The following is an 11,986-nucleotide window of genomic DNA, read 5'->3' on the forward strand; positions in this document are numbered from 1 at the left end:
TATGGCTGACCTCCTTTGCAAACCCTTTGGCACGCGCGGCAAAGTGCACCAGATCACCCCCGAAAGCGCCGGCTGGCGCTATGTCGGCTTCTCGCTCTATCACCTGAAAGCAGGTGACACTGCGGCTGAAGCCACAGGCGAGCGCGAGGTCATTCTTGTGATGGTCGAAGGCAAGGCCAAGATCACCGGTGCTGGACAGTACTGGGGCGTTCTCGGCGAGCGGATGAATGTTTTTGAAAAGACCCCACCGCACTGCCTCTATCTGCCAAACGGCACCGAGTGGGAGGCCGTGGCGGAAACAGATTGCGTCATTGCTGTCTGCTCTGCCCCCGGTATGGGCGGCCACGAGGCGCGGCGGATTGGCCCCGATGGCATCACGCTGACGGAACGGGGCAAGGGCACCAACACCCGCCACATCAACAACATTGCGATGGAAAACGAAGACTACTGTGACAGCCTTTTGGTCACCGAGGTCTTCACGCCTGCGGGCCACTGGTCATCCTACCCGAGCCACCGCCACGATGAGGATGACTTCCCGCGCATCACCTATCTGGAAGAAACCTATTACCACCGTCTGAACCCTGCCTCTGGGTTTGGCATCCAGCGGGTTTATACGGATGATGGCGGCCTTGATGAAACGATGGCCGTCAGCGATGGCGATGTCGTACTCGTGCCGCGTGGCCACCACCCCTGCGGCGCGCCCTACGGGTTTGAAATGTACTATCTCAACGTCATGGCCGGACCAAAACGCAAATGGCGCTTCGTGCCTGCTCCGCAAGTCGAATGGATCATGGAACGGGACGCCTGAGGCTCACAGCGACTCCGGCGCGAATAGCTGTGGGGTGAGGTAGTGCTGGCCTGAGGTCTCGCTCGGGCCACCGCGGGCCAATTCGATCATCGACGCGACGAGGTCTCGGCAGAGTTGATCGAGCGGCGTTGCGATCACCAGGCTCACGTAGCGATCGGTCAGCGCGTCGCGGCTCTCGTTCGTCAACTCGTTCACGACCAGCGCCACTTTGCCTGGCGGCCTCATTTCTCTCAGGGCTGCGATTGCTCCTTCCATCCCGCCGCCGGCCACGTAGATGCCGCGAAGATCGGAATGCCGTTCGAGAAGATCAAGGGTTGCCTCGTAGGTGACCTGTCGAGTCTCCAAATTCACGATGGCATCCAGAAGTTCAAGCTGCGGCGCGAAATCCCTTAGGTAACTTCTGAGCCCCGTCTCTCGAAGGATATGCCCGTGCCATCGGTTCCCGCCGATGAAGATGGCGACCTTGCCGACCTCCCGCATCTGCGTGGCAATCATCCACCCGGCGATCCGACCGACCTTGACGTTGTCGAGGCCGACATAGCTCTGCTGAACGCCTGATGCGGCATCGTTCAGCAGCGAAAAGACCGGTTTCCCCGAGTGCTGTAAGGCGCGGATCGTCTCCGACAGAATCGGGTGGTTGATGGCAGAGGTGGCAAGCACGTCAGCGGTCTTGGCGATAGCTGTCAGTTCGTTCGCAAAGTCGGACGGGGCCTGTGACGCAGCAAATCGCACGTCGCATCGTCCGCGAATATCCATGCGCTCAGCGACTGCGGTTTTGAGGGCATGCGCAAAATTGCGATAGAATTCTTGGGCTGGCTTGTGAAGGACAAACCCAAATTGCACTATCGGTCGCGCGGCGTCCAGTTTGATAGCTTCCAACTTTCCGGTCGGATAGCCAATGCGTTCCGCCGCCGCGAGTACGCATTCAATCGTAGCCTCGCGTACGTTGGGCCGTTCGTTTAAGACCCGGTCCACCGTGGCGACGCCTACACCGGCGGCCCTTGCCAGATCCTTCAACGTGGGGCGACGAGACGTCATTTCGCTTGATGCTTTTTCATCATAATGCATGCATTATTGATGTATTTTGATGTGACTTGCAAGTTCAAGTATGGGCGAAACCAGAAGTGTCCTGTATCTCAAAAAAATCTGTTTCGGGAGGACATTATGACGAAGCGCGACTATTCTTTGCTTGGCCCGGACTCCGAGCGAGCCGTCGAGACGGGTCTGGCCACCGCCGAGTGGTATCACACAGACATCCCTCGCAAGGAGATGAAGGCGCTGATGCAGCGCTCCGACCAGCCAGCGATCCGGGATGCGATCATCCTGTTTGGGTCCATGATCGTTCTGGCCGGGATCGGGATCGCGCTTTGGCCGTCCTGGTGGTCAGCGCCGTTCTGGTTGGCATACGGCGTGCTCTATGGCTCGGCTATGGACAGTCGGTGGCACGAATGCGGTCATGGGACTGCATTCAAGACGCCTTGGATGAACAACGTCGTCTATCAGATCGCGTCCTTCTGCATGATCCGGAACCCCGTGTCCTGGCGTTGGAGCCATGCGCGGCATCACACGGACACAATCATCGTTGGCCGCGACCCCGAGATTGTCGCGATGCGTCCACCCGCGCTGTTCCGCATCTTCCTGAACTTCTTTGGAATTTTCGATGCGCTGAATGGGTGGAAGCGGATGCTCCTGAATGCCGCCGGGAATCTCGATCCAGAGGAAGCGGCATTCATTCCCGAACAGGAGCAGCACAAGGTCATCGGCGTCGCCCGCGTCTGGGTTCTGATCTACCTCGCGACCATCGTGCTTGCCGTGGCGATGCAATCGATCTTGCCACTGATGGTCATCGGCTTGCCGCGGCTCTATGGCGCTTGGCATCACGTGATGACCGGTATCATGCAGCACGCCGGTCTGGCGGAGGACGTGCTCGACCACCGGCTGAACAGCCGCACGGTCTATATCAACCCGATCAGCCGTTTCGTTTACTGGAACATGAACTATCACGTCGAGCACCACATGTTCCCGATGGTGCCCTATCACCGGCTGCCGGAGCTGCACGAGAAGATCAAGCATGACCTGCCCGCGCCCAATACCTCGATCCTCGACGCTTATCGCGAGATCTGGCCGGCGCTGAAGCGGCAGCTCCGTTACGAGGATTTCTTCGTCAAGCGCGAGTTGCCCGGATCGGCCCAACCATATCGGGAAGATTTGCACGAGCAGGCACTGAGCGTTCCGGCAGAATAAAGATCAAAAGGGGAGGGAGACGATATGGCCGAGTGGATCGACGCCTGCGCGACGAATGACATAGACGAAGAGGATTTGATCCGCTTCGATCACGGAGACAGGACATTCGCGATTTATCGCAGCCCGAATGACGAGTTCTTCTGCACAGATGGGCTTTGTACCCACGAACAGGTGCACCTCGAAGACGGGTTGGTGATGGACTATGTAATCGAATGTCCGAAGCATAACGGGCAGTTTGATTACCGCACGGGCGAGGCGAAGCGCGCGCCGGTCTGCGTCAATCTGGGCACCTACCCGGTCAAGGTCGAGGGCGACCGTGTCTTCGTCGAAATCTAGGATGGCTGGGATCGTCATCATCGGCGCCGGAGAATGCGGGATCCGGGCGGCATTCGCGGCCCGCGATGCCGGGTACGAAGGCGCGATCACGGTTGTCGGCGATGAGCATGCGCTGCCCTATGAACGACCGCCGCTGTCGAAACCGGATGCCTCGGGCGTGGTCGAAAAGCCGATCACGTCACCGGAGATCCTTTCGGTAAAGGCGATCCATCTCAAATGCGGCGTCTCTGCTACTGCCATCGATCGCAATGCACAGGTGGTGTCGCTGTCGGACGGCGGCTCGCTCTCTTACGATAAACTTCTTCTCGCAACCGGAGCGCGGCCGCGCACCTTGACCTGTCCCGGTGGCGACGGGGCGCAGGTTCTGCGGACAATCGAGGACGCGCGCGCGCTCTATGACGCTGGCGATACGGCAACGAAGGTGGCGATTGTCGGGGCAGGGCTTATCGGATTGGAACTTGCCGCAGAGCTCAGGACCCGCGGAAATCAGATCACGGTTATCGAGGCCGGGCTGCGGCCTCTGGGACGCAATGTGCCGGAGCGGCTGGCGACGCGGCTGGCGGCGAAGCATCACGAGGAAGGTGTGAGCATTCTCTGTGGCGTTCACATCGCCTCTTGCACCGACCGCGGCGTGGAGTTGGAAGACGGGCGCTTCCTCCAAGCCGATCTGGTCATCGCCGCGGTTGGCGTTGTGCCAAATGACGAATTGGCCCGGTCCACCGGACTGACCGTTGAGAATGGCATCCGAGTCGACGGCCAACTCATGACGGATGACCCGCTGATCTACGCGGCAGGCGATTGCGCGGCGGTCAGGACGTCCAAAGGAAACTACAGGCGATACGAAACCTGGCAGAACGCGCAGGCGCAGGGCGAGGTTGCCGGCCGCAATCTTGCCGGCGGGGATGTTCGGTTCGATGTGCCGGTCTGGTTCTGGTCAGATCAATACGATCTGGGCCTCCAGGGTGTCGGCGATACCTCGGGAAATCCGACGGTGATCCGAGCGCTCGGTGACGGGGTTGAAATTCTGTTCTTTCTTGACGGTGTCGGCGCGCTTGTCGGTGCAGCAGGGTTGGGCCGGGGCAATGCGGTCGCCAAGGACATTAAGATCGCACAAAGGCTGATAGGAGCCCGAGTGGACGCGGCGTTACTGTCAGACCCCGCGCAAAACCTGAAAAAAATGCTTAGGGCGGCCTGAGCGAAGGAGAAACCATGGGACTCTATCATAAACGGCCAACAGTCGCGGACATCCGCGCGCTGAAGGGCAAGCGCAAACTCACCATGCTTTATGTCGATACACCAGACGAGGCCGCAGCTGCGTGCGAGGCTGGGATTGATATGCTGTCGATCATCGACCCGGCTTGGACCCCAGAGATGCGCGAAGCCGCTGGAAACTGTTTCGTTCAGGTCGGGCTGCTTTATGGCGAGTTGGTCACGCTGGAAGACTATCAGCGTGCGGCGCACCGGGCGATGCAGTTGGGCGGCGACTGCGTCTATTGCGCCTCGTCGTTTGGGACAATCAAGGCCTTGGCGGACGACGGCATTCCGGTCGTGAGCCATGTCGGATTGATACCTTCAAAGGCGACTTGGACGGGCGGCTTTAAGGCGGTCGGCAAGACGGCCGACAGCGCCATGGAGGTCTTCAGACATGTGAAGGCACTCGAAGCGATCGGGTGCTTCGGGGCGGAACTGGAAGTGGTCCCGGACCGTGTTGCGGCCGAGATCGCCAAACGGACGAAACTCGTCCTCCTCGGCATGGGGGCAGGACCCCATGCCGATGCGCAATATCTCTTCGCCGAGGACGTTTTGGGCTACACGCCTGGCCACAAACCGCGCCACGCCAAGACCTACCGGGATTTCCGTAGCGAGCTGGACCGGCTTCAGCAGGAACGGATCGCGGCATTCAGGGAGTTCGGTGACGATGTCGCGAACGGAGCCTATCCGGCCTCTGAGCATTCCGTTTCGGTTTCGGATTCGGAACTCGAAAAGTTCGCATCTCAACTGGCATCTGACGGCGACGAGCGATTGGCAACCATTGATTGACGAGGCGCTTCGGTCGCACCAAATAGCATTCGGTCACCACGCACGAGTTCGTCCAGCAATTCGACAACAGCTTGAACCCGGCGGGCCACAGCCTGGTTTTCGTGCCAGACAAGCCAATAGCTCCGCGTCACTGACACGCTCGGGAAGAGACGCACCAGACCAGGCTCCTCTGCGGCCATGAAGTCGTGGCAAATCCCGATACCCGTCCCGGAACGAACCGCTTCGAACTGACCGATTGCGGTGGACACCTCGATGTCCGATCTCCAGTCGCGGACAAATTCCGGCGCATAATTGAGTTCCGGCGTGTAGATCAAGTCATCGACATAGCCAATCAAAGTGTGCGACCTAAGGTTGTCTAAGCTTCTTGGTGTTCCGGCGCGCGCCAGATAGCCCTCGGACGCATATAGGCCGAGGGAATAGTCAACGAGCTTTTTCACGCGCAGTCGCCCCTTGTCGGGTCGACCCACCATGATCGCGAGATCGGCTTCGCGTTCGGAAAGCGAGAAGCTGCGCGGCACCGGGACAAGTTGGATTCGGAGATCGGGATAGGCGTCTCGAAACTTGCCAAGCCTCGGCGCAAGAAACGCGCTGCCGAACCCATCCGGCGCGCCGATGCGAATGGTTCCGGCCACCTCATCTCGGCCGCGCATTCGGGCGGTGCCGTCCAGCACCTCCGCTTCGATGCGTTCGGCCGTCGCGAACAGCGCCACGCCCTCTTCCGTCAGCGTTGAGCCGCGCGTCGTTCGCTCGAAAAGGCGGGCGCCGACCGCCTCTTCCAATGCGGCCACGTGCCGGCTTAGGCGCGCCTGGCTGACACCTAGACGCGAGGCGGCGCGAAGCATCTGGCCCTCGCGGGCGACGGCAAGGAAGTATCGGAGATCATCCCAATTCATGTAGCTGTTTTTGCATAACGGATTGCCATTATTGTCTGTTTATATGCGAATTCGGATGAAAGATACAGCCTTCAGCAAACGGAGGAGTTTTCCATGTCTGAGATCGCCCATTTCATTGACAATGCCCGCGTCGCAGGCACGTCCGGCCGCAGCCAGCCGGTCTACAACCCCGCAACCGGCGAGGCGGAAAAAACCGTCGCGCTGGCTTCGACCGACGAAGTGAACGCGGCCGTTGCGTCGGCCAAGATCGCTTGGGCGACCTGGTCGAAAACGCCGCCGCTGCGCCGTGCCCGCATCCTTGACCGCTTCAAGATGATCCTGTGGGACCGGGCCGATCAGCTTGCCGAGGCGATTTCGGCCGAACACGGTAAGACCCATGACGACGCAGTCGGCGAGGTGACACGCGGACTCGAGGTTGTCGAATTCGCTGTCGGCGCGCCGCACCTGCTTAAGGGCGAGATCACCGAGAATGTCGGCACCGCTGTTGACAGTCATGCGCTGCGCCAACCTCTTGGCGTTGTCGCCGGCATCACGCCGTTCAACTTCCCGGCAATGGTGCCTATGTGGATGTTCCCGGTTGCCATCGCATGCGGCAACACATTCATACTGAAACCTTCCGAACGAGATCCCTCTGCTTCGCTTCTCATCGCTGAATGGCTGGCCGAAGCGGGATTGCCCGAGGGTGTCTTCAACGTGATCCAGGGCGACAAGGAGGCCGTTGATGCGCTGCTGACCCATCCGGACGTCAAGGCGATCAGCTTCGTCGGCTCCACTCCTATCGCAAAGTACATCTACGAGACCGGCACGAAGAACGGAAAGCGCGTGCAGGCGCTCGGTGGGGCCAAGAACCACATGGTCATCCTGCCTGACGCCGATCTCGACATGGCCGCCAACGCATTGATGGGTGCGGCCTACGGCTCGGCCGGCGAACGCTGCATGGCGATCTCAGTGACGGTTCCGGTGACCGATGCCGTGGCCGATGCACTGGTAGAAAAGCTGGTGCCGAAGATCGAGGCGCTGAAGGTCGGCCCCGCCGCAGACAAAGCGTCGGACATGGGTCCGGTTGTTACCAAGGCCGCGCAAGAAAAAATCCTGGGCCTGATCGACAAGGGCGCGGCCGAGGGCGCAAAAGTCGTCGTCGATGGCCGCGACTTTGCGGCGCCGCAAGGTTACGAGAACGGCTATTTCGTGGGCCCGACCCTGATCGATAACGTGACCCCCGACATGACGGTCTGGCGCGAAGAGATCTTCGGCCCGGTCCTGTCGGTCGTGCGTCGCAAGGATTATGCCGAGGCCGTGGACCTGATCCACGCCCACGACTACGCCAACGGTGTGGCGGTGTTTACCCGCGACGGCGATGCGGCGCGCACCTTCGCGCATGACATCGAGGTCGGCATGGTCGGCGTCAATGTTCCAATCCCCGTGCCTATGGCCTTCCACAGCTTTGGCGGCTGGAAGCAATCGCTGTTCGGCGACCACCACATGCACGGCCCGGAAGGTGTGCGGTTTTATACCCGGCTCAAGACGATCACGACGCGCTGGCCGTCCGGTATTCGCAGCGATCCCGAGTTCGTTATGCCGACGATGGGGTAAGACCGTTTGGCGCAGTCATGACACTGCGCCAAACTGACATTATTTAACATAAGATGGATTATGCGTAATTTATCAATCATATATTTAGAGTTGTAATAATATACTAACGGAGTCATGTTGGCTACGCCCTACTCGATAGGATTCTTCACATGCTTCGCACATTTCGAAAATACTCAATTGTTGCCCTACTCGCACTTTTTGGTTCGTCCGTAGGCCTTGCAAATCGTGTTCAGGCTCAAACGTATCAGATCGACTGCGCAATACTGCTATGCCTCTCTGGCGGCTGGCCAGCGTCAGTTCCGTGCGCCCGTGCCCGCGCCGAATTCATCCGGAGGATTACTCCCTGGCCAATCGAACCTCCATTGCAGATTTGGCGGTGCCCGATGGGTGCATCCTATGATCCAGTTACCCCGTCGGATAATCGAGGTCGTCTCTACGATATTTTGTTCACTAGTCAGAACCGCCCCCGACCACTTTTGTCACCTGCAAACAAACCGCTGACTACTGAGAATGCCGTCTTGAATCTTGCCGGTCCAAAGCCTGACCTACTGCCGGAAGAATTTGCACTCCAGCTGGTCCAAGACCGCGCTGACATCGACATTAGCGGCCCAGAATTCAATTTCGTCCGCTCAATCCGCGTTTATGACGTCCTGATTGATGACGACCGAGACGACGGGGATTGCGATAGGTATGCGGGTGTCCGGATCGGAAGTTATGACACACAAGGAGGTTTCAGTTGGAATCGAGCCAACAGGAGCGCCATTCCAACGGCATTCGGACGCACCAGTCATGGGTGTTCCCTCTTCGCCAGAGCGGTGTTCGTGGAATGGCGAGACTATGTTGGAAACTATGGCTTTGAGCGGGTCGATTACTAACGATGCGTAAGGTCCATTGTGTAATCCATATGCACGCACTGCCCTAACCTGCCAACTGGGGCTTCGCACGACAATAGAATTGGCCTATTGCGTGGATTGTCAGGCTCTGTGAAATACGAACGACCGCATAGAGACCGAACCCAGATCGATGGCATCTGTCATGAACGTCAGTTCGTCCTGCGAGTCCGAAGCCCCCGCGATGGTTAGCGCCGGCAAATAGTGGTCTACTGTCGGATGAGCGCGCGTTAAAAGTGTGCCGAGAGCCTTTCTGTCACCCAGTGCCGTAAAATCGCGATCCGTCAGTCTATCGGAAAAGAGTGTGTCAAACTCTAGCGCAAAGTCCCGCGGTTCGCTGCCGGCATGCATTTCACGAAGATTGTGCACCACATTTCCCGAGCCAAGGATCAAGACGCCCCTGTCCCTTAGTGCCGAAAGTGCCGGGCCAATTTCAAGTTGATGATCAAGGTCACGTGCCATGTCGACCGAAACTTGGAAGACCGGCACGTCAGCCTCAGGGTAGAGAAACTTCAGAACAGCCCAGGCTCCGTGGTCGAGGCCCCAAGTGTCATCTTCCTGTGCTCGGTGACTTGCAAGAAGCGTGACGGCCTCGCTGGCAAGTTCCGGATTGCCATGGGCGGGATATTGTTGCTCATACAGCGATTTGGGGAAGCCGTAAAAATCGTGGATTGTGCGCGGCATTGCAGAGACATCTACCAGAGTAGTTCCCTTGGTCATCCAATGAGCCGAGACGACGAGGATTGCTTTTGGTCGCGGCAGGCTTTGTCCGAGGTCGGACCATGCGCGGCTGTACTTGTTGTCTTCAATCACGTTCATAGGGCTGCCGTGACCAAGGAAGACGACCGGCATACGGTTGGATGGCGCGAAACTATCCTTCAGATCTTGGAGACTGTGGGTTTTCATGATCGGCTCCTAGGAAAGTGCCGGGCCGCGACAGCGCAGCCCGAGCTTTGGTTGTGCTTAGGCGAACTGGCCAAGCGCTTTTTGAAGACCCGGGATCCGCAGTGCAAATGCGCCGCTCCCGAGTGTGGCAATCACACCCTGTATCACGGCCCAGAAGAGAGGAAACTCCCAACCACCACCCTCGCTGGAAAACAGCCAGCCATTGCCAGAGTGCACCCAGGTAGCGCCAAGCAACACGGGGATCAGGGCGAGTGAAACAAGGCGTGTTCCAACGCCCAAGATAAGAGCTACACCACCGGCGATCTCAGCAAAGATCGTCAGGTATGCCAACAGTCCTGGCAGACCCAGGCTTTCGAAGTAGCCGACCGTACCGGCGATGGTGAAGACGCTGAGCTTGAGCCAGCCATGAGCTATGAAAAGGAGGCCGCTTGAGATGCGAAGCGCGAAGGCGGCGTAATCGGTGTTGGTCTGTGTGGTCATGTCGAATTCCAATCGAGAAGCTGCCGTTGTCGCGGCGTGTCTTTGTAAAGCGTACATACACCCTCAATGTGCCCCCCTAAATGGCGAAGGTGTTGAATGACTATCCACAAAATGTTCTTAATAGACATATGGATGTTCTTGATCAGATCCGCGCATTCGTCGCCACGGCTCAGTCTGGCTCGTTCACGGGCGCCGCTGAACAACTCGGTATATCGAACAGGCTGACCTCAAAATACGTGGCAGAGCTTGAAACGCGACTTGGGGTTCGCCTGTTTCAACGCACTACACGGAAGGTCGGGCTGACGGCTGCAGGCGAAGACCTACTGGCGCGTGCACCGCTGCTGCTAGAAGATTTCGATGATCTCTTGGCTGAGGTCTCTGAAGGACCGCGCGGACTGACCGGTGTCGTGCGTGTTTCGGCGCCGGTCACTTTCGGCGAGATATACGCCGCCGGCATGCTCGGTCGATTCGCCGAGACCCATCCCGATCTGTCAGTCGATCTGAGACTCAGCGACACTTATGTCGACCTGGCCACTGACGGGATCGACGTTGCATTCCGCATCGGGAGCTTCGACTTGGCATCTTTCAAAGTGCGTCGGCTTGGAACCTTCCGGAGCGTTCCCGTGGCAAGCCCAGACTACATCGCGCGTAACGGCGTTCCGGAAACCCCGGACGATTTGGCACGGCATACATGTATCGTGGATACCAACCGCCGCAATTCCCGCCGCTGGATATTCGAGCGCGACGGCGCCGAAGTGGCGGCTGCCATATCGAGCCGATTTAAGGTCAACTCCGCCCGCGCCGCAGTTGAACTGGCCATTCAGGGACTTGGAGTTGCCTACACGCCTCGGTTTGCGCTTGGCAATTACCTAGAAGAGGCCAGGTTACTGCCACTGCTCACAGAATACTCCGGAGAGGCCAGTGAACTTGGTGCCGTCTATCTCGAGGGGCGCACGCTGCCCAACAAGGTCCGCGCACTCATAGACTTCGTTGCCGATGATATTCGGACTACGAATATTCTCTGAGTTCAACAAGCTGGTACTTGGAGTATCGTGCGCAGGTTCTTCAAGTATTGTGGCTCCAGAGACGTCCCAATGCTGCAGTCGCAGTTCGGTTTGCCGACATTCCCTGTGAGCGCGAAAACTGAGGACGCTCGAACTCACACTTTGCGGGACGAAGTAGTAGTTCGCTGCAGATGCCCTAATGGAAGCCTCTGGAGCTCCCTGATGCAAACCTGTGCTATGCTCTTCGTTTGGCCAGTTCCCGATATAGTGCTTCCCGCGTGACGCCCAAAACTTGCGCTAAAACCTGCAACTCACCCCTCGGTGGGAGGGATTTGTTGCTTTCAAGCCAGACATCAACTTTCTCGGCGACTGTCCGCAAAGTTCGCACCTCAGCATTCATGCGGGCAGCCTGCAATTCATGCGCTAGGGCCTTGGCCCAGACGTACTGCAAGTCTGCGTTTGAAGTTAACTTTTGCTGAAACTCAGAAACGGGAACACGCTTCACGCGTGATCGTGAAAGCGACACCCCATCACAATGATAGACCTTCGCGTAGGCTGAAGCCTCAGCCAACACATTTCCCGGCCTTACACGTGACAGCACCAAGCGGGTGCCAGATCGCGCATGACGCACCAGTTCCACGCTACCCTCTTCCACAATAAACATAGATCTGACCGGTTCGGCGTTTCGAAATAGGACTTGCCCCTTGGCAAGGCAGGTCGTTTGGGCATCGTCAAAAAGGGCAACAATTTCCGGATACATGATCTGTATCATATGTGATTTAGGCGGAATGC

13 protein-coding genes are annotated in these 11,986 nt (G+C 58.3%); 7 read left to right on the forward strand and 6 right to left on the reverse strand.

The features are described 5' to 3' along the window. The first annotated feature begins 1 nt into the window (after position 1). Positions 2 to 808 (forward strand): 5-deoxy-glucuronate isomerase, encoded by an 807-nt coding sequence (iolB, locus tag OU789_RS15200; protein ID WP_274656474.1) that lies wholly within the window; start codon positions 2 to 4, stop codon positions 806 to 808. 3 nt (positions 809 to 811) lie between these two features. On the opposite strand, the gene OU789_RS15205 is transcribed toward iolB, so the two are convergent. After that, positions 812 to 1,876 carry a LacI family DNA-binding transcriptional regulator gene (locus OU789_RS15205; RefSeq protein ID WP_274656476.1) on the reverse strand — a complete coding sequence of 355 codons (1,065 nt, stop codon included), beginning with the start codon at positions 1,874 to 1,876 and terminating at the stop codon, positions 812 to 814. A gap of 96 nt (positions 1,877 to 1,972) precedes the next feature. Here OU789_RS15205 and OU789_RS15210 point away from each other — a divergent pair, with 96 nt between their 5' ends. Genes OU789_RS15210 through OU789_RS15225 form a run of 4 tightly spaced genes read left to right on the forward strand, consistent with a single transcriptional unit; the run spans position 1,973 to position 5,428 of the window. Beyond that, positions 1,973 to 3,052, forward strand: coding sequence for a fatty acid desaturase family protein (locus tag OU789_RS15210; RefSeq protein ID WP_274656478.1), 1,080 nt, complete (start codon positions 1,973 to 1,975; stop codon positions 3,050 to 3,052). 24 nt (positions 3,053 to 3,076) lie between these two features. Continuing rightward, positions 3,077 to 3,388 carry a MocE family 2Fe-2S type ferredoxin gene (locus OU789_RS15215; RefSeq protein ID WP_274656480.1) on the forward strand — a complete coding sequence of 104 codons (312 nt, stop codon included), beginning with the start codon at positions 3,077 to 3,079 and terminating at the stop codon, positions 3,386 to 3,388. Position 3,389: 1 nt separating this feature from the next. After that, on the forward strand, positions 3,390 to 4,583 hold the full coding sequence (locus OU789_RS15220) for an NAD(P)/FAD-dependent oxidoreductase (protein WP_274656482.1): 1,194 nt from the start codon (positions 3,390 to 3,392) through the stop codon (positions 4,581 to 4,583). Positions 4,584 to 4,597: 14 nt separating this feature from the next. Then, a complete protein-coding gene (locus OU789_RS15225; RefSeq protein ID WP_274656484.1) occupies positions 4,598 to 5,428 on the forward strand; it encodes a 3-methyl-2-oxobutanoate hydroxymethyltransferase in 831 nt (276 codons plus the stop codon). Here OU789_RS15225 and OU789_RS15230 read toward each other — a convergent pair. Then, positions 5,383 to 6,321: a LysR family transcriptional regulator gene (locus OU789_RS15230; protein WP_274656486.1), complete on the reverse strand. Its 939-nt coding sequence runs from the start codon at positions 6,319 to 6,321 to the stop codon at positions 5,383 to 5,385. The genes OU789_RS15225 and OU789_RS15230 overlap by 46 nt on opposite strands. A gap of 93 nt (positions 6,322 to 6,414) precedes the next feature. Between OU789_RS15230 and OU789_RS15235 the strand changes: the two genes are divergently transcribed. Next, entirely contained in the window at positions 6,415 to 7,914 is a 1,500-nt protein-coding gene (locus OU789_RS15235; protein ID WP_274656488.1) for a CoA-acylating methylmalonate-semialdehyde dehydrogenase, read from the forward strand. A 629-nt stretch (positions 7,915 to 8,543) separates the two neighbouring features. Here OU789_RS15235 and OU789_RS15240 read toward each other — a convergent pair. The 3 genes from OU789_RS15240 to OU789_RS15250 all read right to left on the reverse strand — a co-directional run bounded on the left by OU789_RS15240 (position 8,544) and on the right by OU789_RS15250 (position 10,190). Beyond that, complete coding sequence (locus tag OU789_RS15240) at positions 8,544 to 8,705, reverse strand: hypothetical protein (RefSeq protein WP_274656489.1); 162 nt, start codon at positions 8,703 to 8,705, stop codon at positions 8,544 to 8,546. 183 nt (positions 8,706 to 8,888) lie between these two features. Then, positions 8,889 to 9,710, reverse strand: coding sequence for a 4,5-DOPA-extradiol-dioxygenase (ygiD, locus tag OU789_RS15245; RefSeq protein ID WP_274656491.1), 822 nt, complete (start codon positions 9,708 to 9,710; stop codon positions 8,889 to 8,891). Between the two features lie 57 nt (positions 9,711 to 9,767). Continuing rightward, complete coding sequence (locus tag OU789_RS15250) at positions 9,768 to 10,190, reverse strand: DoxX family protein (RefSeq protein ID WP_274656492.1); 423 nt, start codon at positions 10,188 to 10,190, stop codon at positions 9,768 to 9,770. 128 nt (positions 10,191 to 10,318) lie between these two features. Here OU789_RS15250 and OU789_RS15255 point away from each other — a divergent pair, with 128 nt between their 5' ends. After that, positions 10,319 to 11,215 carry a LysR family transcriptional regulator gene (locus OU789_RS15255; RefSeq protein ID WP_274656561.1) on the forward strand — a complete coding sequence of 299 codons (897 nt, stop codon included), beginning with the start codon at positions 10,319 to 10,321 and terminating at the stop codon, positions 11,213 to 11,215. 214 nt (positions 11,216 to 11,429) lie between these two features. Here the strand turns inward: OU789_RS15255 and OU789_RS15260 are convergent, their stop codons facing one another. Beyond that, positions 11,430 to 11,954, reverse strand: a complete 525-nt coding sequence (locus tag OU789_RS15260) for a Crp/Fnr family transcriptional regulator (protein ID WP_058314193.1) — start codon at positions 11,952 to 11,954, stop codon at positions 11,430 to 11,432. Between the last annotated feature and the right edge of the window lie 32 nt (positions 11,955 to 11,986).

The sequence above is a fragment of the Halocynthiibacter sp. C4 genome (assembly GCF_028823805.1).
Taxonomy (GTDB): domain Bacteria; phylum Pseudomonadota; class Alphaproteobacteria; order Rhodobacterales; family Rhodobacteraceae; genus Falsihalocynthiibacter; species Falsihalocynthiibacter halioticoli.

Coding starts and splice junctions, on each gene's coding strand:
- iolB (WP_274656474.1), top strand. CDS start 2: ATGGCTGACCTCCTTTGCAAACCCTTTGGCACGCGCGGCAAAGTGCAC.
- OU789_RS15205 (WP_274656476.1), bottom strand. CDS start 1,876: ATGCATTATGATGAAAAAGCATCAAGCGAAATGACGTCTCGTCGCCCC.
- OU789_RS15210 (WP_274656478.1), top strand. CDS start 1,973: ATGACGAAGCGCGACTATTCTTTGCTTGGCCCGGACTCCGAGCGAGCC.
- OU789_RS15215 (WP_274656480.1), top strand. CDS start 3,077: ATGGCCGAGTGGATCGACGCCTGCGCGACGAATGACATAGACGAAGAG.
- OU789_RS15220 (WP_274656482.1), top strand. CDS start 3,390: ATGGCTGGGATCGTCATCATCGGCGCCGGAGAATGCGGGATCCGGGCG.
- OU789_RS15225 (WP_274656484.1), top strand. CDS start 4,598: ATGGGACTCTATCATAAACGGCCAACAGTCGCGGACATCCGCGCGCTG.
- OU789_RS15230 (WP_274656486.1), bottom strand. CDS start 6,321: ATGAATTGGGATGATCTCCGATACTTCCTTGCCGTCGCCCGCGAGGGC.
- OU789_RS15235 (WP_274656488.1), top strand. CDS start 6,415: ATGTCTGAGATCGCCCATTTCATTGACAATGCCCGCGTCGCAGGCACG.
- OU789_RS15240 (WP_274656489.1), bottom strand. CDS start 8,705: ATGACTGGTGCGTCCGAATGCCGTTGGAATGGCGCTCCTGTTGGCTCG.
- ygiD (WP_274656491.1), bottom strand. CDS start 9,710: ATGAAAACCCACAGTCTCCAAGATCTGAAGGATAGTTTCGCGCCATCC.
- OU789_RS15250 (WP_274656492.1), bottom strand. CDS start 10,190: ATGACCACACAGACCAACACCGATTACGCCGCCTTCGCGCTTCGCATC.
- OU789_RS15255 (WP_274656561.1), top strand. CDS start 10,319: ATGGATGTTCTTGATCAGATCCGCGCATTCGTCGCCACGGCTCAGTCT.
- OU789_RS15260 (WP_058314193.1), bottom strand. CDS start 11,954: ATGTATCCGGAAATTGTTGCCCTTTTTGACGATGCCCAAACGACCTGC.